We start from the raw sequence: 20,991 nt of genomic DNA, 5'->3' as shown, positions 1-20,991 counted from the left end.
CCCCACGCCCAGTGCCCGATGATCGGATAGATGAAACCAGAGACTGCGACGCTGTAGAGGAGATCGCCAACAAACCCCGTGCGTCCAACCATCGCTCCGGAAGTAATCGTCGAGCAAGTGTCGGCGAACGCAAACTGGAATAGCCAGAAAGCCATGAAGGCAACGCCGGTTGCTTCGTAGGTTGTCGGAGCGTCTTTGAGGAAGAACCAGTGGTATCCGATGAAGCCGTTACCGTGGCTGAACATGAAGGCAAAGCCGAATGCGTAGAAGAGGATGCCGCAGAGACAAGTGTCGACGATACATTCCATCAACACGTTCACAGTTTCGCGCGCTCGACAGAAGCCGGCCTCGAGCATCGTGAAACCCACCTGCATGCCAAACACCAGGAAGGCAGCAATCAGCGTCCACACCGTGTTGATGGGATTCACGATATCTGAGGCTTTAACTCCGGTTTCCGCAGCCAGCACTCGCGTGCCGAGCAGACCCGAGCTAAAAGCAACGATCAGTAGAACCAAACCGATACCGATCCCTTTACCTGCGAGCAGCAGTGTTCCGTATCGCCGCCATTCAGAATCGCGCATCCGGCCAGACAGGCGGGATAGTTTGGCCGATAGAGATAGCTTTGTCGGTTGTCCTCTCATGACACTCATTGCATTCCTCTTTTAGAGATTTTGGGCGGCGTACAGTAATGCATGGGAACACTACTAGCAACGTCGCGCATAGGTCCAATACATATTTCTGTTTGCAGCTATTACTTTCTCTTTCATTTACTTTGCTTATCAGGCGTATTAGCAAACCTAATTTCTTTGACTTCCTAACTTATTGTTTAGCTCCGGTGTGCGTAATGGCTCTTGCCTTGTACTGAACTGCCCGAGCCTCGCATCCCTATGCACACTGTCATCCCTGGCTCCGCCCCGACGCCATTTACGGTTTCAGCGAATTGCCTTGCGGAGCGGGGGATCTGCTTTCTTTGCGCTCCGCAAGGATGCAACCGCAAGAACAACAGCAGATCCCCCGCTCCGCGGTTGAATGCTTCGTGCCGGCGGCGGCGTGGCTGCGGAGCGCAGGGATGACAGTGTCATTGTGAGACCAGACGGATATTCCACTTTAGAACCTAGGAATCTCTTATCGCTCAACCGCAACCACGCTCTTTCCCTCGTACTCATACCCCACCGCCTGCCGGCTTGAACAGACCAACAGCCGAGTAGAAAAACAGCGCCATGGCGCCCAGAACAACCAGGACCGCTGCGATTGGATGTCGAGCAAACCTCAGCAGAGCCACCAGCAAGCCGGATAATCCCATCCCCACACCGGCCAAGTATCGCAAACGTCCCGTCGCCGCTTCGTGACGATTCATGAAGGTCAAGTTACTTCGCTTCACGACTATCGAACATGAATACAAGTCCCGCAGTAGCCGTGTTCTGGGCTTTGACAGGCAAGTTATTACCTTTAACGAAAGTCGGTTGATTCGAGGTATCACGCCGAAATTCAAGACGAGTGAGGATGTGGCTGGCGACGGTGCGCTGAAACGTTCCAGTAATCCCGTTGAAATGCTGCGGCGTGCCGGTGGTAAAGCCGTCGTGATCGTTGTAGTACTCATACCGGGTTGCAAAGGCATACTTATCGGTTGGAGCGTACTTCACGTATCCGGCAACTCCAGTCCAGAAAACCGGATTAATGACGCCAGCTATTCTGTCCCCGCGGCCGTAATCGGTGTTCGCCATCAGCGTTAACTTTGAGGTAGCCGAATAGGTCACAACCGTGTCCCAAAGCTGGCGCCAGTTGGAGTTAGAAGCCTGTTCCGGACCCGCCATGTAGTTCTCAGCGATGTTTAGCTTCTTCGTCGGGTTCCAACCCAGACTCATGCCATAGGTCTTGCCGGTGTTGTTTTCTACGACGTTATTCCAACCGTTTGTGACGTACCCGGTGAGCGAATACTTGTCGTTGAAGGCGTACTTTGCCCGCATGCCGAAGTGGTAGTACGGAATCGCGTAGGAGAAAAGCAGTCCACGCGAGTAGTTAAAGTTGTCCTTGGTCTCGATGACCTCGGCTCCAGCCGGAGTCACGAACTTGCCGAAGTCAACTTGCAGACCCTTGCCGACAGGCGCGAGATAGGAAAAGTAAGCTTCTTTGAGGTACTGATCGAACCCCAAGCCCCCCGGATCAGATCCATTGACCGCATTGATCGCCTGGCCATAGCCCACAGCGATGTGATACCCGGTTCTGCTATTGGTGGCTTCCGGAGCTTTGTCCACTACGAGCTCTATCAGATTCAACGCAAACTGATTCGAGAGCGCGTCGAAGCTACGAAATGAATTGCTGCGGCTGACCGGTTGGTTAGCGTTGTATCCGTAGTACATGTCGACGAATCCGCTCAACGATGTGGGACCGAGCAGGCTGGCGATCGAGGTAGAGCTGCTCGAGCTGGAAGCCAATGCCGAAGCCGCCGAAGGACTCGACGCGGCTGCGTGAGCGGGAGCTTCTTTGAGCGCTGCCAATTGGGCGCGCACGTCGTCGAGTTCTCTCTGGAGCTCCTCGACGCGGCTGGTCAAATCGACCGGCTTAGTGCCGGCAGAGTCCGTCTGCGCTCGCGATAAGACGGGGCAACTAAGGGAAAGTGAACACACTAGTATCCCAATACGACGGTAACTTTTCATGTTAGTCACTCACTTTTTAAGGTGTCATGCTTTATCGCGAAAACGGGCTAGCATGAGTAATGAGCGACAACACTATGTGCATAAAGATATCTTCGTCCAATACATATGTCAGATACCTTCGATAAGAGTAGCTTGGTTTTATTAGATAAGTATTGGCTGTAGTTATCGGAAGGATAGTAAACGCAGATTATAAGCGTTGATTATCTCGAGGATCAGTTATTGTGCTAATCACACAGACTGATTCATGTAATAAGTGGCGCCGATAGCACTTTTTAGAGAGAATGCGAGGCCTTCATAAAGTATCTTCCTGGGCCGATACACGGATCGACGTGATCGAAAACGCGACAACGTTAGAAGCTGCCAGCGCGGCGAACCCGATATGCTCACTGCGAGCCCTTCTCCCTCATCAGCACCAGCGTTACTCCGTTGGTCCAGCCAAATCCCACAACGTTGGTTTTGTATCCGGCTGAGACCTGCGCAGTGGTTGAGCGCGTGATTACGTCGTACTTCTCGCGAATGGTTTGATCGCGTTTGAAGTTGTCGTACACATCAGAGACGAACTCCTGGGCGATACGATCGGCATCTTCGTTAAATCCATAATGTCGAAGGCCCTCTACCGGGATCAACTGCAACGGGGCCCAACCGTATGGCAAGTCCCATTGCATGCCGGTGATGCGGTCGCTCATAGCGATTCCGCCTGCGTGCTCGAAATGGCTCAGATTGCGGGCTACAGCTCGCGCCTGCTCGGCGCTCGCGAGGCCTGCCCACAGCGGATAAAAGGTAGTCGCGTAGTAATAATTCGATTGACGATCGTGCAGGAAGTCGTAATCGAAATACATTCCTGCCCGCGCATTCCAGAAATACTTGTTGACCGCCTCCTTGCGGGCTTCCGCGAGCTGCTTCCACCGTGCGGATTCCTCTGCGCGTCCGAGCATCTCGGCCATGCGCGCGAGATGCTGCTCGGCCTTGTAGAGCAGGCTGTTGAGACAGACGGGAGCGTAGTGATGCGTTGAGCCGCTGTACGGCCCAAAGCGGAAAGAGATATCGAATCCGGACTCGCGCATGGCGCGATCGCCCTTGTAGTAATCACGCGCAAGGCTCACGCGCTTGGGTTCGGCGCAATGACGAGGCGCGGCGGCGGTGTCTTGAGCGGCGCATACCTCGATCTGAAACTGCGGACCGCTCTGGGCGGATTTGCTGCCGTCGCTCGAGCCTATGTAGCCATCGGCCTCGCTGTCAGGCATCGCGAGCAGGCTGCTGGTAACGTCGGCGTAGTACGTAGGATCGTCTCCCATTTCGGGAACCGGGCCTTCTCCAAGGTCGAAGTAGCGCGAGAGCCCTGTGCTCCCTGCGAGCTTCGGATCTCGAGTCCACAGCTGGTAGTCACGAACAGCATAGCCGTAGGCGCGGGCGAGCCACTTCTCATCCGCGAGCGGTTTGGGCTGCTTGGTCGCCGCCTGGTAGAAGTCCATGATCATCGATGTGAGAAACGGAGGCTGGGAGCGCGTGAAGTAGTAGGTGCGATTCGCGTTCAGGATCGCGCCGTAATGCTCGATCTCGAAAAAAAAGTTGTCGATCATGTCGCCGGCAAGTTCGAGCATTCCATCCTGCACCAGGCCGCGGATGATGAAGTAGCTGTCCCAGCCGTACATCTCGTTGAAGCGTCCGCCGGGAACGACGTAGGGATTCGGCAGATACAGGAGACCGGGCGGCTGAACCTCGGAGACTTTTACGTCACCCATCTTCTGAATTGGTCGTGGCAGCTTCACAACCCGATTGCCGCATTTGGATTCCAGCGCCTGGACTGCCGGCGGGATTGGGATGTCGGCGGGGACGTAGAGCACCGGCTTGGTGGTTAACTTCGTGTCGACCAGGGATGCGCATTCGGTCTGGGAGCGTCTCAAGGTAGTCCAGGCGAAGTGGATGTAGTCCTTGAGTTCCTTGATCTGCGCCGCCGTCAGCGGATGTGCGGTGGGCGTGCTCTGAGCTGTACCGTGTTCTGACGCAGATAAAACAACAAGGCAAACCACCGTTAACGCGTGGGCTAGGCGGAGCCACTTTCGTCTCATGTTGGTGTCTTTGTTGACCGAAAATGATTGACCCAAGACTAGCGCTTCCTGTTTGTCGCATAGCCCTCGCCTGGGTCGAGCTTGGGCAGAGCCACAGCCGAGGGCGGCTGTGCCACACTGCTGCTTCAATTCAGTTGTTGTCAAAGTCGTTTTCCCGGTTCATGATTCTCTCAGATGGTTCGCGCAAATCAATCTCAAAACGTCAATCGCACTGGGCAGACTTGCGACATTGCGAGCCCTTCTGCAAGCCAGCGGCGAGATGACTCGGCGCAAGATAGAATTGCCTGCAAATTCCCTGCAAATTCCCTGCCTCTTTGCGCATCGCCAGTATCCATGCGGGTTTCCTCCAAAATAAAAAATTCCCTAGTTTTTTCGCTGCAATTTTCCCTGCGATTACCCTGAGCAGGGAATTAGCACCGAATTGGTTATGCGCGCGTTCCATTCATGACTCCTGTACTAAGGTGCGAATTCCATGCCAATCAAAGGGCGATATAACCGTCCCTTTTAGTATTGTGGAGTGAAACAACTCCACACATGGCAGCGTAGGAATGGGTCGGAAAAAGAAGGCGCGGGTCCGCGCCCACAAGGTGACATCGCGCGGCGTGTGGATTGCGCCGGACCTCGAACGCACGATCAAGGGCGAACGCGGTCGCCGCGGCCTGAGCGAGCCCCCTTACAGCTACTACTTACAGCTCGCTGATATCGCGCTGAAGTCTTCACCGGATCCCACTCCCGGCCCAATCCCCGATACGCTCTGGCCGGTCTTGAAATCTCCGAAACGTCCGAAACTTGCACTGCCGAAACCACCGAAGAGTCCGAAACCGCCGCGACTGACTGTGCCGAAGCCGCCAAAATCAGATCGGCCTAGGCCGCCAAAGCGGGAAAGATAGGTCCGCGAAACCTCGGCACCCACCAGGCCTAGCAGAAGCCGTCGTCTACTCTTCTACCTCGACCAACTCGCCGCGCTCTGCTTTCGCGGCGGAAATGATCTTCTCCTGCAGGGCTCCGGGAACGATGTCGTAGTGGTCCATTTCCATCGAGAAGCTGCCACGGCCCTGTGTCATCGAAGTAAGATCGACGCCGTACGTGAGCATCTCGGCCATGGGAACTTCGGCCTTGACTACTGTGTTTCCGCCCTTGTTGTCCATGCCCTGGATGCGACCGCGGCGGGAATTCAAATCGCCCATGATGCTGCCGGCGAACTCGTCTGGAATAGAGATCTCGACGTGCATGATTGGCTCAAGGAGGGTTGCTTTCGCCTGGTCCATGCCCTGTCGGAAGGCCAGGCGTCCGGCCATCTTGAATGAGAGTTCGTTGGAATCAACATCATGATAGGAGCCGTCATAAAGCGTCACTCTGAAGTCGACGACAGGAAACCCGGCGAGATGACCTCGGGCTGCAGCTTCCACGATTCCCTTTTCCACTGCTGGAATGTAGTTCTTCGGGATGGCTCCGCCGAAGATGTCGTTGACGAACTCGAATCCACTACCACGTTGCAGCGGTTCCATCTTGATTTTGCAATCGCCAAACTGCCCGTGTCCGCCGCTTTGTTTCTTGTGACGTCCGTGCGCGTCGGCCCTGCCGCGAATCGTTTCCCGGTACGGAACTTTCGGAGCTTTTAACACCACTTCGGTGTGATAGCGTTTCTTCAGCTTGGAAACAATTACCTCGATATGCTGCTGGCCGGTGCCGGCAATAAGAAATTCCTTGGTTTGCGCGTCGCGGAAGAAGCGCACCATCTGGTCCTCTTCCATTAGTTTGTGGAGACCATTCGCCAGTTTGTCTTCGTCGGCTCGCGTCTTGGGCTCGATCGCGAACGTGATAGCAGGCTCGGCAAAGGTGACTTGCGGGAAGGTTAACGGACGAGCTTTGTCTCCGAGACTATCTCCAGTCAAGGTTCCCTTGAGCTTGGCTACAGCTCCGATATCGCCCGCGTGCAACTCGCTGACATTGACTGCCGTCTTGCCCTGCATGACGGACAAATGAGAAAACTTTTCCGCCAGATTGCGCGTGAAGTTGTGCACGGTTGCGTCGTTCTTCACGACTCCGGAAAAGACCTTGAAGAAGGATATGTGCCCAGCGAAAGGATCGGAGATGGTCTTGAAGACATACAGAGCCAGCGGCCCGGAATCACTGACCTTGAGCGTTTCATTTGCGGCGGCACCATTTGCGCTCGCGCCATTTCCTGCGGCACTGGCGGGAGCCAGGCGTATCGGCGCACTTTCGGATGCAGTCGGAGCGTACGTGACGAGAAAATCCAGGATGTGGTCGGTGCCAATGTTGCCTAGCCCAGATGCAAACAAAACTGGGAATATTCGATCCTCACGAATGGCCTCATGCAACGCCCCGATCAGATGATCTTCGGGAATCGTTCCCTTCTCGAAGAACTCCTCCATCAGCTCGTCTTTGCCTTCTGCAACTAGTTCAACTAACGCTTCGTGGGCTGCTTTTGCTTCCTCTGCGAGTTCAGGCGGAATCGGCCCTTCTTTGCCTTTTCCATTGCCGCCCATGGAATAGGTGTAAGACTTCATGGTTACCAGATCTACGACGCCAGTAAGATTGCGTTCGCTACCTATGGGCAGGAACACGGGCACGACCTGTCGTCCAAAAGCATTGCGCAGCGATTCAAGCACACGTTCTTTGTCGGTACGATCGCGATCCATGCGATTCACCACGATGATCCGCGGCATGTCCATCTCGGCCGCGTACTCCCACACACGGCTTGTCATGGCTTCGACGCCACTTACGCCATCGACTACTACGAGCGCCGCTTCGGCGGGAACCAGCGCGGCCTTGGCCTCGTGCAGAAACATGTTGAAGCCGGGCGTATCGAGCAGGTTGATCTTGCACTTATCCCACTCGCAGTACGCGGGCGTGATCGTAATCGACATTTGCCGCGCGATCTCTTCCTCGTCCCAGGAGGTAGTCGCCGATCCGTCGTCCACGCGCCCGAGACGCGGAGTTGAGCCCGCGGTATACAGCAGCGCCGAGATTAGAGATGTCTTCCCACAATGGGAGTGGCCGACGACGGCAACATTGCGCAGGTTCGCGCTTTCATAGGTCTTCACGAAGGACTCCTTTCGCTGCGGAACTGAACTGTGATTGGAATTCGATGTTTAAGTGCGGCTGAGGCAGGGTGGCGCGAGAAAAGCTGGCAGGAATCTGAGCGGTAGCTTCGCGTCCGTAGTGACGGACGCGACTCTACTCTGCCCGGGCGCCGTCTCCTCGATTGCAGGAAATCGGGCGCCTCGCACACTGCTCGCGCGGAATCGAGCATTCGCGTCGTGGCGAGGAAAACCATTGGACATCACACGCTGCTGAGGGACGCAGCAGACGGGCTCAAGCCCTGGAAAAAGAAACGGAATCGTAACACGGACAACGGACCCGGCTCAAACCTTCCGGCTGCAGTGGCGGGGACAGCCGGCGCTGACGTCTTCAGTGTATGACGCTGACGTCGTGATTACGGAACTTCACGGCAAACCCGGTCGCGCCGCCTTGTGGAGACTTTTCAACCCGAACAACCTGGGTATGACAGGTGACTCGTACACGCCTCCCAGCGAACGGGACGACGAAGTGCACTGTGATCTCCGCGTTGAGTGCAGGTGTGAAGCCGGAATATAGAAACGCTCCGCCGAGGCTGATGTCGCGCACCAGCGCGGCATGATGTCTGGGACTTATCTCGGGGCAAACCACTTCTGCAGGAATCGCAATGAGAATGCGCGTGGAAGAGCGGCGCCGATCGAGTCCGCTGCGCATCATGTCCACTGCTAGATGGCTTTGCTGCAACATGCATGACCTCCGTTCTGGCATTGCACTAAGGTTGCAGCCAACGTGCCAAGCGTAAGTAGCTGATTCTTCAGACAGGGATCAAGGCCAATAGAAGGGGATTCTGCAAATTTTGCACTCTGGCGGCTATTGGCGTGACGATTTTATTTATTGGCTGACTTGCAACGTATATGAGGCACTCAGATTGCGCAGTAGTAAATCTAAGGTTATTCACTTGCCTGAAAAATTCGCGGCCCGCTTCTCCAGGAAAGCCGAGGTTCCTTCTTTCTTGTCTTCGGTCGCGCAACAAACGGCGAACAACGTGGCTTCGAGACAAAGACCTTCCTGCTGAGGCATCTCCATGCCGTGATTCACGGCTTCCAGGCAATACTGAATCGCCAACGGAGCATTCTTGATGATCGCCTGGGCAATTACTTCGGCACGCGCAATTAGCTCCTGAGCTGGAACCACCTCGTTCACGAGGCCGATGCGGTGGGCTTCCTGCGCGCTAATCATCTCGCCGGTAAGCAGGAGCTGCATAGCAATGCCTTTTCCGACGAGCCGCGGCAAACGCTGCGTTCCACCGTAGCCAGGGATGATCCCGAGTTTCACTTCGGGCTGCCCGAGTTTGGCATTTTCGCTCGCCAGACGCATGGTGCAGGCCATCGCGATCTCGCATCCACCGCCAAGCGCGAAGCCGTTGATGCAAGCAATCACCGGCTTGCCGAGATTCTCGACCAGATCGACCACCGCCTGGCCACGATGCGTGTACTCCTTGGCTTCGACTGGGTTGTTTCTCTGCAGCTCGCCGATATCAGCCCCAGCAACAAACGATTTTTCGCCAGCGCCCGTGAGTATCACGACACGAACCTCGCGATCTTGTTTCAGATCGGTAAATACTCTGCGCAGTTCGCCCATCGTCGCCATATTGAGAGCATTGAGGACTTTGGGGCGGTTGATGGTGATGTAAGCGATTGAATTTCGTTTTTCAAAGAGAATATTTTCAAACGTCATTGCAGGGGTTCTCGGCAGTCAATTCAAGAAATGGCCTCTGGAGATCGCGACAGGTTCAAGCCTATTGCCTATCGCTTATTGCCTATTGCTCGGGCTGCGCGTCACAACTTCACGGGCACCGGATTCTTCGCGTCTGTCCAGTCGTAAAACCCTTTGCCGGTTTTCTTTCCGTACCAGCCTGCCAGTACTAGTCGCTTGAGCAGAGGTGGCGAGGCGAAGCGCTGCTCTTTGAATTCGTCGTACATCACATGCGTAATGTAGTAGGTGGTATCGAGTCCAACAAAGTCGAGCAATGTGAACGGACCCATAGGATACCCGCAGCCCAGCTTCATGGCGTTGTCGATATCGGGAATTGAGCCTACGCCTTCTTCATACGCGCGAATGGCATCGAGCAGATACGGCACCAATAGACGATTCACGATGAACCCGGTTTTGTCGGACGTGCGCACAGGCACCTTGCCTAACTTCTTGCCGAACTCGACTGCGGTGTTCATGACCTCATCTGAAGTCGCAATCGTGCGCACAACTTCGACCAGCTTCATCAGAGGGACTGGATTAAAAAAGTGCAGGCCAATAAAGCGATCAACGCGCTTGGTGGCAGTCATTAGCTCAGTGACTGAGATCGAAGAAGTGTTAGTCGCGAAGATCGCATCGCGTTTCACGATTCCATCCAGTACGCCATACACCTTCTTCTTCTCATCGATGTTTTCAATGATGGCTTCAATAACAATGTCGCACTGCGCAAGGTCTTCCTTCTTCTGAGTACCCTTTAGTCTGGCGCGAATCTCGTCTTTCTGCTGTGCGGTGATCCCGCCCTTCTCCGGACCACGTTCGACAAATTTTGCCAGCGAAGCCTCAATACCGGCAAAGCCCTTGTCGAGAGCCTTCTGCTCAGCCTCGAGCACAGTAACGTCGTAGCCAGCCTGCGCCGCGACCTGCGCAATCCCCGAGCCCATCAGGCCACAGCCTAGTACGCCTACTTTGTTGATCTGCATTCTTCCTCTCACTCCAATTGCACAAAGACCCGGGGGTGAACACGAAGGACACGAAGGTCACGAAGGCTTTCTCCAGTCATCCCCATTGAGAATGCGATGGATTCCATCCTTCAGGTGAGTCACATTGAAATTGATGAGGAGTCTCAGACTCTTCTTACTTAAGCGCAAATAGGAGAGAAGTTGTGCCTTGTGAACTGGCGCAATTTCCTCAATCGCCTTCAACTCCACGAGTACCGTGTCCTCAACTAGAAGGTCGATTCTGTATCCAAGATCTAGCTTCACGGATTCGTAGATCAGTGGAAGAGGGACTTGCGAAGCAACCCTGAATCCCGCTCGCTGCAGTTCATAAAGCAGACACGCTTCGTAGGCACTCTCGAGTAATCCAGGACCCAAAACCGAATGGACCTTCAGCGCGGCCTTAATGATTTCGTGGCTAAGATCGGCTGCAGAAAGAGCCCGTCGAGCACCTTGCTCCATCTTTCGAATCCTTTGTGACCTTCGTGTCCTTCGTGTTCACCCCGGTGTTCTTAGGCTGCGAGCGATTCGACAACTACCGCGATGCCCTGCCCGCCGCCAATGCATGCTGTCGCCAGACCGTATTTCTTCTTTCGACGGCGAAGTTCATACAACAGCGTGATGACCAGCCGGGTTCCGGTAGCTCCCAGTGGGTGCCCCAATGCGATCGCACCCCCATTTACGTTGGTCTTCTCGCGATCGAGACCAAGCTCTTTCTCAACGGCAAGATACTGAGCCGCGAAAGCTTCATTCACTTCTACGAGATCGATCTGGTCCAACGTCAAGCCGGCTTTCTTGAGTGCGGCGCGCGTGGCTGGAACCGGTCCGCTGCCCATGATGCTGGGATCGACGCCCGCAATGCCCCAGCTCACCAAACGTCCCAGAGGCTTCAGCCCGCGCTTTTGAGCTTCTGCGACAGGCATCAATACCACCGCTGCGCCACCATCGACAATGCCGCTCGCATTCCCCGCTGTGACAGTACCTTCCTTGCCGAACGAAGGCTTCAGCTTGGCGAGTCCCTCGATTGTGCTGTCGGAGCGCAGATGGTCGTCTTTCTCGAACATCTCGCCCGTGGGGTTTCCGCGACGATCTTTGATCGCTACCGGCGTGATCTCCTCACCCAGCCGGCAAGACTTCTGCGCTTCGGCGGCTCGCCGTTGTGAGCGCAGAGCAAATTCGTCCTGCATCTCGCGCGTGATGCCGTGCTGTCCACCATACTTTTCGGCTGTTTGCGCCATGTAGAGCCCGCAGTAAGTGTCGAGCAGCGCGACCATGAGCGAATCCTCCATCTTGCCTTCGCCCAGGCCGAGGCCCCACCGGGCTCCGCGAATGACATGCGGCGCCTGCGACATCGATTCCATCCCGCCAGCCAGTGCGATCTTCGACTCGCCGAGTTGGATCATCTGGGCTGCAGTCACAATCGACTGCATACCCGATCCGCACAACCGGTTTACAGTCAACGCTGGAACTTCGATGGGCAGACCGCCGCGAAGCGCAACGTGGCGTGCGCCGTACAGTGCATCCCCCGACGTCTGCTGCGCGTTTCCAAATACGGCGTGGTCGATTTCGCCGGGCTCAACTCCGCAGCGTCGAATGGCTTCCTTGCTGGCGACCGCTGCTAGCTCCATGGCAGTAAAGTCGCGCAGTTTGCCGCAATAGCGGCCCATCGGCGTGCGAGCGCCATTCACGATGGCAATATCTGTAGGTTGCAGCATGGAATCCAATCCGAATGCCTGTCGAGAAGGGATACTTCAGTCGACTAAGAGCAAACCTTTGAGTGTATCAGGCTGTGACGATAGACAGAATCTAAGTCAAGCAATTGCAGCCGACTCATAGATCGCCGCCAGTGCGTGTGAGGAATTTGGACCCTTCGAATGCGCAACGTCCAGGGCCTGCTCTGCGCGATTTATGACCTCAGTCACTATGTCCACAGGATCGTATTCCTTTTGAATTACCGCCCCCGCAATTCCCACGGTCATGGAAATTTGATTTTCCGTCCCGGGAACCTTCACTCCTGCAATTACCTTTCGGAATTTATCGATCACGAACGAGGAGTTCGTATCCTTGGTATCGCCGAGAATCAACGCTATCGTAGTGCGATCGTAGCGAATCGCGATATCTGTCTGCCGGATGTTGGCGACAATGCTCTGCCCCAGGTTCTGCATTAGAGTTTCCAACGCGCCTTCTCCGCCTTCTCGCGAAAGAACGCTCACCTTGCCGAAGTTAAGCAGCATGACCGTCATCGGGACGTTCTGCTGCAAGGACCGCTTAACCTCAGTCATCATCACGTCGATGTACGACGACCGCTTGAGCAGGCCCGATTGTTCATCGGTCACGGCAAGCGTTTTCATCAGATTTCGTAGCTTGGCGTTGTTCACCGCCAACACCATCTGATCGGCAATCGTCTTTAGCACCACTACGTCGGCCGAAGGCCAGGATTTCCGCGTATCCGTCTGCTCCAAAATGAGAACGCCAACTTGCTGATCTCCGTCGGTCAGCGGACAGGCGAGGACCGATTTGAGATCCAGTGCTTTCAGGTGCTCGCCGAGAGGCTGAAGCTCAGGAGCCTTGGGCACATCTTCAATCACAACTGATCCACGCTGCACTGCGAGTCCCTGCAGCACGCCGATCAGACGAACAATGGCCATTACGTCCGACTGCTTCACGCCAGGCGCGCAATATTCCAACGCTGCCGAGGGCGGCTTGCCGGGATTGCACAAGCCAGCAACGCATCGACTGGCGCCCCAGTGACGTCCAATGTCGTTGACTGCTGCAAACAGCACGCCCTTTACGTTCGATTGGCGATAGATATTGCGCGTGATCTCGGTGATTCGCGCGAAGCTATCGACGGCACCCTCTCCACCGAAAGCAGGAGCCGATCCAGCCGGCGCTGAGATCGATTCAACAGTCAGTGCGGGGGACGCTACCTTGGACTCTGAAGAGGCCTTCCCATATTGGGGAACTATGCCGGCGCTCACGTAGAGTTGGCGCAGCTTCTCCGACTTCTTTTCCTCATGCGGGAATAGCTTCTGAATGCGCTCCAACCGCTCCATGGCCTTTGCGCGCATGGAGTACTGCATGAAGATCTCCGCCTGGAGCATCAGGTCCTCGAGCAGCGTGGGCTCGCCTTCGGTCTCAACAAGGACCTTTAGGTCTTCTCGCGGCTCATCCTTCTGGTCATCCATCGCCGGCTCTGCGCCGGCCTTTTGAAGACGGCTCGCAATATTCCGATAACGATTCGAGTCGATCTTGCCGCGCAGCAACTCTAATCGGCGCTCTGAGCCCTCCAGATACGGGTCGGCGTCGGTGGCGCGGTCAAGCGCATCCGCCGCGCGGTTGAAATCGCCAGCGGCGTATCGAAGCTGAAACAACTGGATGAGCGCATCGCAATAGTCGTGCTCGCGATTCGTAGCATTGAAGAGCTCACTGAGATAAACGAGAAAGTCGGCGTCTGGCGGATGTGACTCGGTAATGTCTCGTAGAAACGCAGCAAACTCCTTTCGCGTGCCCAGGCGCTGCTGTTGAGTATCGATCTTGCGCGCTAGTTCCAGGGCTTCTTTGTAGTTCTGCTGCTTGAGCAGCTCCCCAAGCAGCACACCCATCTCATCCAGCCTCGCCGGAGTTTTCAGATAGAGTTGCCACAGGATGGCCACGGCTTCTTTGGGGCGGTGAGCGGCGAGCAAAGCTAATGCATAGGCTTTGCGATGCTCCGGCAAGCTATTCTGCACCGAGGCCGCAGTTTCAAACACCTGAAGAGCCCGTTCAACCTCTCCTTTATCGAAGAGTGCCTTCCCAAACTGGAACGCGGTGTTCGGATTTCCTGGATCTTGCTGATAGGCGCGTTCGAATAGTGTGAAGGCCGAGCGGCCCTCGCCTTCTTCCGCGACTCCGAGCTTGAGCATCACCTCGGCCGCAGTCTCGCGATCATTCAGCTTCGAGGCCAAATCGCCCAACCGTTTAAGGTTGCGCGGATCGGGATCAAGTGCCGCCATTCGTCGCATGGCTGAGAGAGCCTCGTTTTCCCGACCTTCCTGTAGAAAGCCAGTGACCACCGCGGTGTAGGCTTCGATCGCCTCCTTCCGGTAGCCGCTGCGTTCCGCAGCCTGCGCAAAACGCAGGGTCTGCCCAAGCTTTGGAGGAGCTATGCGGGCCAGCTTCTTGTAGGTAACGCCCGCCCGAGTGTTGTCTCCGAGGGCAAGCTCCCGATCAAACAGCTCGCTAAGAAGCGCCGCTGCTTCCGCGTTGCGATTGGTCTGCAGGAAGAGATCTGCGGCGGTGTGACGCACCTTATCGTTGCCGGGATCGACGTCCAAAATGGAGAGGTATTCCTCCAGAGCAGAGTCCACTTTGCCCTTCTGGAGGTACTTCTCGGCCTTATCCAGACGTTTGGAGATATCCGCCATGAGGTCAGCAATCAGCGAAGGAAAATGAGCGCCAGTTCGATTGTAAGCGTTAGTCGCCGCGACCTTAAAGGCTTGTGGACCCAGATAGACACGGAGGTCATGGGCCATCGGGCGAAAGGGAATCGGGTGATCGGGTCATCCGGTGATCGGGTGAAGTGAGAACCTGCGGGGGTGTTGGGGCTTGTAGCCTTGCTCGCCATAACCAAGTCGGCCGATTAAATGTGACTACGAGCTCTTGTGTTTTACTTCACCCGATGACCCGATCAACCGATCACCCGATTCCTCTAGAATGCTCTCATGCCCGACGATCTTCTCCGATTCCGCCCGGAATTTCCGATCCTGGCGAACACCAGGTACTTGATCAGCAATTCCCTTGGCGCCATGCCGCGCGCGACTCAGCAGGCTCTCAACGAGTACGCCGAAGTTTGGGCGACGAGGGGAGTGCGCGCTTGGGAAGAAACCTGGTGGATGCTCGGGCATGAGATTGGTGGGTTGATTGAAGGACTGATGAATGCCGAGTCCAACACAGTCTCTCTTCACCAGAACGTGACGCAGTGCCAGGCGGTTGTAGCCTCCTGCTTCGACTTTTCCGGAACGCGCAACAAGGTTGTCTACACCGACATGAACTTCCCCTCAGTGATGTATTTCTGGGAAGCTCAACGCGCACTCGGCGCTCGCGTGCACATGGTACCCACAGATGACGGCGTCCATGTTCCAACCAAGCGTCTGCTGGCCGCAATCGACGAAGATACGTTGCTGGTGCCGGTCTCGCACGTCATCTTTCGCAGCGCTTACATCAACGATGCGAAGGCCATCGTCGAGCGCGCACATCGCGTCGGCGCACACGTGGTGCTCGATACTTTCCAGTCTCTCGGAACGGTGCCAGTAGATGTTCGTGCACTGAGCGTGGATTTCGCTTGCGGCGGGGTCCTCAAATGGTTGTGTGGCGGGCCTGGTACTGCATACCTTTACGTGCGGCCGGATCTCGGGAAGAAGCTGCAGCCGCGGTTTACCGGATGGATCGCCCACGAAGAGCCTTTTCACTTTGAGATCGGTCCCATCCGTTACGCCGAGCCTCCATATAAGTTCATGAACGGCACGCCAAATGTTCCGGCACTGTACGCAGCACGGCCGGGCCTCAAGATCATCGGCTCGGCGGGAATCGAGAACATTCGCGCAAAGTCGAAACGCCAAGTTTCCAAGCTGATTGAACTAGCTGACGCACGCGGCTGGAAAGTGAATACGCCCCGCGATCCGGAGAAGCGCGGCGGCACAGTTTCGATTGACATGCCGAACTCAAAAGAAGTTTGCGCTGAATTGCTGAAGCGCGACGTTCTCGTCGACTGGCGTCCCAAGGCGGGCGTACGTATGTCGCCGCACTTCTATACGTCGGATCAGGAGATCGAGACCGCTATTGAGGCAGTAGAAGAAATCCTCAGTGGCATGGCAGTTGCGAAGTGACGACCCTTCCACCAACTTCAAGAACAACCGCTCACGCAGATAAACGCTGATTTAGGGGATTCACGCGGATTTTCTTTTAGCCCGACGAGTCGGCGACAGCATTGCCCTTAAATCTGCGTGTATCCGTTAATCCGCGTTCATCTTCGTGAGTAGTTGTTTTTTTGCCCGCGATGCCAAGCTTGGTTCGGGAAACTGGCTTTGCACAATTTTCGTCAGGAGTATGTACTTGACACAAGGTACTAACATGTCAGGTACCCCCGATTTTTGTGCAATCGGGAAAGGGGTACTCCTGCCATGCGCGAAAAGCTCCTCATTACGCTGCGAAAACGTTGGCTGCCTATCCTCCTCGGGATCATCGGCGTTGCTTCTCCCGTCGACATATTCAAGGAGCACATAAGAGCGAAGATTATGGATTGGATAGTCGAACGATTTGGAGGCTTTGGGCATTGGCTACTTAACTACCCAGTAGCGTTCGTCACCCTTGCAATGGGAGTCGCTTTTATCTACCTTGCCTGGATTGTTATCGCCGAAGCGTTTTCCGTTCCCAAAAAAAGCGAGAGGCTGACTGATCTCTATAACAACCCAATCAGCGTTCCTCCTAGGATCACAAAGAGATGGGGACTAGCATTTGCATTTACCGTGCTCTTAATGGCGACCGGAATTATTTATGCAGCATTTACTTTCAAGAATTATGCGTGCGATCCCGCCCATTACGCGGATTTGAGTCGCAGCGATTTGAAGCGCTGCGCTTCTCTCGAAGTTAAGCGATTGAGGAAATTCGCCAATGACTCCGATGGAGAATTCGACCGCATTACGATGGCTCAACTTTCAGCTGGTAGTAATAGCAAGACGCCAGAGGAAAGGCATAGGGTGTTCGTTATAGGTACGCAATTACAGATGGAGGCGACAAGACGTTTTGGGGCTGATTACGACGACTATTTCAAGGCGGACACAATAATGCTCCGTACGGAACTCTTAAAACGTCTCCGTGAACCAAGCGAGGTTGCCCAGGATTTGAACTATCAATTTCCGACAAACTCAAATGGCATCAAAGCAGTAGCCGACAATCTTGAGGGGCTTTATAAGCGATTGCCCGATTAGGCGACATGCTGTTCGTCAAACGCAGTGAGTTGTTTGTATTCCATGTTCTCCGACTCAATCATTTTCAGCAGCGTATCGCGGAATAGATAAGGGTTTTTGCGATTGTTAAACCGGAAGCACATCTCGTTTAAGTAGGCTTCAAGATGCTTTGCACTAATCCGATGCCACGTACCAACGATGCCTCTCTTGAGCAGGGAGAATGCCGACTCTACGGTATTGGTGTGAATGTCACCCTCGACGTAGATTCTGCGTTTGTGGCGGATCGTCTTATGGCGAGTCCCATGTACTCCCGCTTTCATCATGGCTGGCGGATACGCGGGAAGTTCATCCGTCATAATCACGTCCACAGCGTCGGTCGAGATGTTCTCTCGAATGTACTTCGCAAGGGTTCCGCTCTTAACGTCCTCGGTGTGGAAGAAACGCAGTTCGCCGGATGGGTTAGCTTCGCTGTTGCGCTGCCGAATGCCGATAACAATTTCCTTGTGTCCGCCAGCAGTAGGACCGCCACCAGAACCACGTCTGCGACCGCCAACATAGGTTTCGTCTACTTCGATGGTTCCAGTAAGAGGCAATTGGGGCGGAACAGCGGCCATAGCTTTGCGGATTCTATGGCAGAGGTACCACGCGGTCTTGTAGCTGATTCCAAGCATTCTCTTAATCTGGTTTGCGCTCATTCCCTTGCGCGATTCGCAGAGCAGATAAGTGACGGCGAACCATTTGTGAAGGGGAAGGTGTGTGTCATGGAAGATCGTTCCAGCAGTGACGGAGAACTGATAGCGGCATGAATCGCAATCAAACACATGGCGAAGCTTTACGCGGGAAATCTTTTCAGACTTGCACTCCGGACAGGTCACTTTATTCGGCCAGCGTAGAGCTTCTAAGTACTCACGGCATCTCACATCGTCGCCGTACTGTTCAAAGACTTGGCAGAGGTTAGTTGACATGGTAGATACCCCCAAAAGGCGAAAGTCTAAAAAACATCCGAAAGACATGACGACAGACGAAGCAATTAAGCACGTCTTTCATCCGAAGATCGCTAAAGCATTGAGGAAACATGTAGATGAGAACAACCAGAAAACCACAAGGAAATAGTAGCGGAGTTCACACCTTGAGTCAAGTATATAATCATGATTTTCGTTGACAATTCGCCTTTTCTTCGCAACACTTATCAGCGTATGGCACTCACCAAGCGGCAGCGCGAAATCTACGACTTCATTTCCAACTTCGTTCAATCCAAAGGCTACTCGCCCTCTTTCGACGAGATCGGAACGGGAATGGGTCTACGTTCCCTGGCGACCGTGCACAAGCACATCACGAATCTAGAGCGAAAGGGGTTGCTTAAGCGCGACTACAACCGCAGCCGCTCGATTGATCTGCTGCCGGTACGAGGAATGCGCGCGCGTCAAAAGCATGCGGAGTCGCTGCGCTTGCCCCTGCTTGGGCGCATCGCCGCTGGCCGCCCCGTGGAGACTTACGAAAATCCAGAGACGATTGGGCTCGATGACATTACGCGATCAAGAGAAGTATTTGTGCTCGAAGTCCGAGGCGATTCGATGCAGGATGAACACATCGTCGATGGCGACTACGTGATGGTCGAGCGGGTGAAGAACGCGCAGAACGGCGAGATCGTGGTTGCGCTCATCGAAGGAATCGAAACCACGCTCAAGCGTTTTTATCGCGAAGGACCGAAGGTCAGATTGCAGCCGGCTAATTCAGCTATGGCGCCGATCATGGTCGCAGCCAATGCAGTGCAGATTCAAGGCAGAGTGATTGGTGTGCTGAGAAAGTATTAGATGCTGCAAGCTGGTTACGACCAGCTACTCGGGTGGCGTGAACTGGCTCGTTTGATTTTTCAAATTCTCGAAAGCAGCGATCGCAGTGCAACACGCAAGCCACGGTAACGAATTTTCAACATCCCTCCACAAGAAAGACCTCTTCTTCACAGTTCGAGTAACGAACCCAGCGTGAACCTCGAATACCTCCGCTTACAATCCGCTCTCGGGACCTTGGCTACTGCGGAATTAAATCTCGAACGAGGCATGCCGGCGAGCATCGAGGCGGAGAAGTCAATTCTCGGCGCCATTCTTCTCGACAACCTCGCCTACAACGAAGCGGCTGAGACGCTCAAAGCGGACGATTTTTATCTCGATTCGCACCGCCGCCTCTTCGGCCGCATCATGGACCTGATGGAAACCGGGCGACCGGTGGACATCATCACCCTTACCGAAGAACTCTCCAAGAAAAAAGAAGTCGAGTCGGTCGGCGGCGTCGCGTATATCTCGTCGCTCACCGACGGACTGCCTCGACGGCCGAGCATCGCGCAGTACGTGCGCATCGTGCGCGACAAGGCGCTGCTACGGTCCCTGATTCACGCTTGCAGTGGAGCGATGGCGCGCGCCGCCGAGCAGGCCGATTCCGCGGAAGAAATTATCGACGCTGCCGAGTCGGCGATTTTTCAGATTTCCGAGAACCGAATCGGCCAGGGCTTTCTTGGCATTCCTGAGATCGTCAAGCAGTCGTTCGGAAGCGTTGACGCGCTGTACGAGCGCGGACAGCGCATCACCGGTCTCGAAACCTATTACGAAAAGCTCGACGAGATGACCAGCGGTCTGCAGCCCTCTGACCTGATCATCATCGCCGCGCGTCCATCGATGGGCAAGACTGCCTTCGCGATCAATATCGCCGAGAACGCCGCGGTTCGCGGTGGAAAAACTGTCGGTGTGTTCTCGCTGGAAATGTCGCGCGAAGCTCTCGTCCTGCGCATGCTCTCATCGCAGGCACACGTGGACTCGCACAAGTTGCGCACCGGCTTTCTTAGCCGTGACGATCGGCAAAAACTAGTCTCAGCGCTCAACTCCCTGGCAGAAGCCAGGATCTTCATCGATGACACGCCCGGCATCGGTCTGACGGAGATGCGGGCGAAGGCGCGCCGCCTAGCCCAACAAAATAACGGGAAGCTCGACTTGATCGTGGTCGACTACCTGCAACTCATGAGTGGTGGTGGAGGAAAGAGATACGAGAACCGTACGCAGGAGGTTTCTGCGGTATCGCGCGGATTGAAGGCGCTCGCGAAAGAATTGCGAGTGCCGGTAATTGCTTTGTCGCAGTTGAGCCGCGCTCCGGAGAGTCGCGGAAAGGGTGAACAACGTCCGCAGCTCTCGGACTTGCGCGAATCAGGATCGATTGAGCAAGACGCCGACGTCGTCGCCTTCATCTTCCGCGAGGAGTACTACATGCGCAGAGACGAAATTCCGCCGGAAGTTGAAGGAGTCGCCGAGATCATTATCGCCAAACAGCGCAACGGCCCGACAGGAAGCGTGAAGCTGGCGTTCCTCAAGAACTCTACTCGATTCGAGAACATGATGGATGGCGCGCCACCTTCAGAATATTAACTATTCGTGCCGCGTTGGGCGGCACGATCCGAGATGAGCCCGGCACCGTGTGCCGGGAAAGCATTATGGAATTGAGCCCCGGCAGGGGCGGCATTCTCGGGGTTGTACAAACATACAAA

The 20,991-nt window shown here is 55.1% G+C and carries 17 protein-coding genes; 5 read left to right on the top strand and 12 right to left on the bottom strand.

Annotated features, from left to right (window positions below; all coding sequences use genetic code 11):
- From VNX88_19205 to VNX88_19190, 4 genes are all read right to left on the bottom strand, one after another.
- The coding region (locus VNX88_19205) for a hypothetical protein (protein HWY70805.1) at positions 1–650 on the bottom strand (650 nt) is incomplete at its 3' end.
- A 512-nt stretch (positions 651–1,162) separates the two neighbouring features.
- Positions 1,163–1,357: a hypothetical protein gene (locus VNX88_19200; GenBank protein HWY70804.1), complete on the bottom strand. Its 195-nt coding sequence runs from the start codon at positions 1,355–1,357 to the stop codon at positions 1,163–1,165.
- A gap of 10 nt (positions 1,358–1,367) precedes the next feature.
- Entirely contained in the window at positions 1,368–2,657 is a 1,290-nt protein-coding gene (locus tag VNX88_19195; GenBank protein ID HWY70803.1) for a porin, read from the bottom strand.
- A 383-nt stretch (positions 2,658–3,040) separates the two neighbouring features.
- Positions 3,041–4,726, bottom strand: a complete 1,686-nt coding sequence (locus tag VNX88_19190) for a trehalase family glycosidase (GenBank protein ID HWY70802.1) — start codon at positions 4,724–4,726, stop codon at positions 3,041–3,043.
- Between the two features lie 548 nt (positions 4,727–5,274).
- Between VNX88_19190 and VNX88_19185 the strand changes: the two genes are divergently transcribed.
- A complete protein-coding gene (locus tag VNX88_19185; GenBank protein HWY70801.1) occupies positions 5,275–5,616 on the top strand; it encodes a hypothetical protein in 342 nt (113 codons plus the stop codon).
- 45 nt (positions 5,617–5,661) lie between these two features.
- Here the strand turns inward: VNX88_19185 and fusA are convergent, their stop codons facing one another.
- From fusA to VNX88_19150, 7 genes are all read right to left on the bottom strand, one after another.
- Positions 5,662–7,794, bottom strand: a complete 2,133-nt coding sequence (gene fusA, locus VNX88_19180; protein HWY70800.1) for an elongation factor G — start codon at positions 7,792–7,794, stop codon at positions 5,662–5,664.
- A 367-nt stretch (positions 7,795–8,161) separates the two neighbouring features.
- Positions 8,162–8,515, bottom strand: coding sequence for a PilZ domain-containing protein (locus tag VNX88_19175; GenBank protein ID HWY70799.1), 354 nt, complete (start codon positions 8,513–8,515; stop codon positions 8,162–8,164).
- Positions 8,516–8,722: 207 nt separating this feature from the next.
- Positions 8,723–9,505 carry an enoyl-CoA hydratase-related protein gene (locus VNX88_19170; protein HWY70798.1) on the bottom strand — a complete coding sequence of 261 codons (783 nt, stop codon included), beginning with the start codon at positions 9,503–9,505 and terminating at the stop codon, positions 8,723–8,725.
- A 101-nt stretch (positions 9,506–9,606) separates the two neighbouring features.
- Positions 9,607–10,500, bottom strand: coding sequence for a 3-hydroxyacyl-CoA dehydrogenase family protein (locus tag VNX88_19165; protein HWY70797.1), 894 nt, complete (start codon positions 10,498–10,500; stop codon positions 9,607–9,609).
- 57 nt (positions 10,501–10,557) lie between these two features.
- Positions 10,558–10,977 (bottom strand): GxxExxY protein, encoded by a 420-nt coding sequence (locus tag VNX88_19160; protein ID HWY70796.1) that lies wholly within the window; start codon positions 10,975–10,977, stop codon positions 10,558–10,560.
- 50 nt (positions 10,978–11,027) lie between these two features.
- Complete coding sequence (locus VNX88_19155) at positions 11,028–12,230, bottom strand: acetyl-CoA C-acetyltransferase (GenBank protein ID HWY70795.1); 1,203 nt, start codon at positions 12,228–12,230, stop codon at positions 11,028–11,030.
- Positions 12,231–12,326: 96 nt separating this feature from the next.
- Positions 12,327–15,026 carry a tetratricopeptide repeat protein gene (locus tag VNX88_19150; GenBank protein HWY70794.1) on the bottom strand — a complete coding sequence of 900 codons (2,700 nt, stop codon included), beginning with the start codon at positions 15,024–15,026 and terminating at the stop codon, positions 12,327–12,329.
- A 189-nt stretch (positions 15,027–15,215) separates the two neighbouring features.
- Between VNX88_19150 and VNX88_19145 the strand changes: the two genes are divergently transcribed.
- Positions 15,216–16,379 (top strand): aminotransferase class V-fold PLP-dependent enzyme, encoded by a 1,164-nt coding sequence (locus VNX88_19145; protein ID HWY70793.1) that lies wholly within the window; start codon positions 15,216–15,218, stop codon positions 16,377–16,379.
- A 294-nt stretch (positions 16,380–16,673) separates the two neighbouring features.
- Complete coding sequence (locus tag VNX88_19140; protein ID HWY70792.1) at positions 16,674–17,480, top strand: hypothetical protein; 807 nt, start codon at positions 16,674–16,676, stop codon at positions 17,478–17,480.
- Here the strand turns inward: VNX88_19140 and VNX88_19135 are convergent.
- Positions 17,477–18,424 carry an IS1595 family transposase gene (locus tag VNX88_19135; GenBank protein HWY70791.1) on the bottom strand — a complete coding sequence of 316 codons (948 nt, stop codon included), beginning with the start codon at positions 18,422–18,424 and terminating at the stop codon, positions 17,477–17,479. The two genes, VNX88_19140 and VNX88_19135, sit on opposite strands and share 4 nt — an antisense overlap.
- Before the next feature lie 183 nt (positions 18,425–18,607).
- Between VNX88_19135 and lexA the strand changes: the two genes are divergently transcribed.
- Both lexA and dnaB read left to right on the top strand, forming a co-directional pair.
- Positions 18,608–19,273 carry a transcriptional repressor LexA gene (lexA, locus tag VNX88_19130; GenBank protein HWY70790.1) on the top strand — a complete coding sequence of 222 codons (666 nt, stop codon included), beginning with the start codon at positions 18,608–18,610 and terminating at the stop codon, positions 19,271–19,273.
- Between the two features lie 171 nt (positions 19,274–19,444).
- On the top strand, positions 19,445–20,872 hold the full coding sequence (dnaB, locus tag VNX88_19125) for a replicative DNA helicase (GenBank protein HWY70789.1): 1,428 nt from the start codon (positions 19,445–19,447) through the stop codon (positions 20,870–20,872).
- Positions 20,873–20,991: the final 119 nt, after the last annotated feature.

This window comes from Terriglobales bacterium (assembly GCA_035567895.1).
Classification (GTDB): domain Bacteria; phylum Acidobacteriota; class Terriglobia; order Terriglobales; family Acidobacteriaceae; genus Gp1-AA112.
Note: the sequence above shows the minus strand (reverse complement) of the source record. Positions and strands in the feature narration are given on the sequence as shown.

Bases quoted from the DNA above. Each gene is read 5' to 3' on its own strand.
- VNX88_19200 (HWY70804.1), bottom strand. From the start codon at position 1,357: ATGAATCGTCACGAAGCGGCGACGGGACGTTTGCGATACTTGGCCGGT.
- VNX88_19195 (HWY70803.1), bottom strand. From the start codon at position 2,657: ATGAAAAGTTACCGTCGTATTGGGATACTAGTGTGTTCACTTTCCCTT.
- VNX88_19190 (HWY70802.1), bottom strand. From the start codon at position 4,726: ATGAGACGAAAGTGGCTCCGCCTAGCCCACGCGTTAACGGTGGTTTGC.
- VNX88_19185 (HWY70801.1), top strand. From the start codon at position 5,275: ATGGGTCGGAAAAAGAAGGCGCGGGTCCGCGCCCACAAGGTGACATCG.
- VNX88_19175 (HWY70799.1), bottom strand. From the start codon at position 8,515: ATGTTGCAGCAAAGCCATCTAGCAGTGGACATGATGCGCAGCGGACTC.
- VNX88_19170 (HWY70798.1), bottom strand. From the start codon at position 9,505: ATGACGTTTGAAAATATTCTCTTTGAAAAACGAAATTCAATCGCTTAC.
- VNX88_19165 (HWY70797.1), bottom strand. From the start codon at position 10,500: ATGCAGATCAACAAAGTAGGCGTACTAGGCTGTGGCCTGATGGGCTCG.
- VNX88_19160 (HWY70796.1), bottom strand. From the start codon at position 10,977: ATGGAGCAAGGTGCTCGACGGGCTCTTTCTGCAGCCGATCTTAGCCAC.
- VNX88_19155 (HWY70795.1), bottom strand. From the start codon at position 12,230: ATGCTGCAACCTACAGATATTGCCATCGTGAATGGCGCTCGCACGCCG.
- VNX88_19150 (HWY70794.1), bottom strand. From the start codon at position 15,026: ATGGCCCATGACCTCCGTGTCTATCTGGGTCCACAAGCCTTTAAGGTC.
- VNX88_19145 (HWY70793.1), top strand. From the start codon at position 15,216: ATGCCCGACGATCTTCTCCGATTCCGCCCGGAATTTCCGATCCTGGCG.
- VNX88_19140 (HWY70792.1), top strand. From the start codon at position 16,674: ATGCGCGAAAAGCTCCTCATTACGCTGCGAAAACGTTGGCTGCCTATC.
- VNX88_19135 (HWY70791.1), bottom strand. From the start codon at position 18,424: ATGTCAACTAACCTCTGCCAAGTCTTTGAACAGTACGGCGACGATGTG.
- lexA (HWY70790.1), top strand. From the start codon at position 18,608: ATGATTTTCGTTGACAATTCGCCTTTTCTTCGCAACACTTATCAGCGT.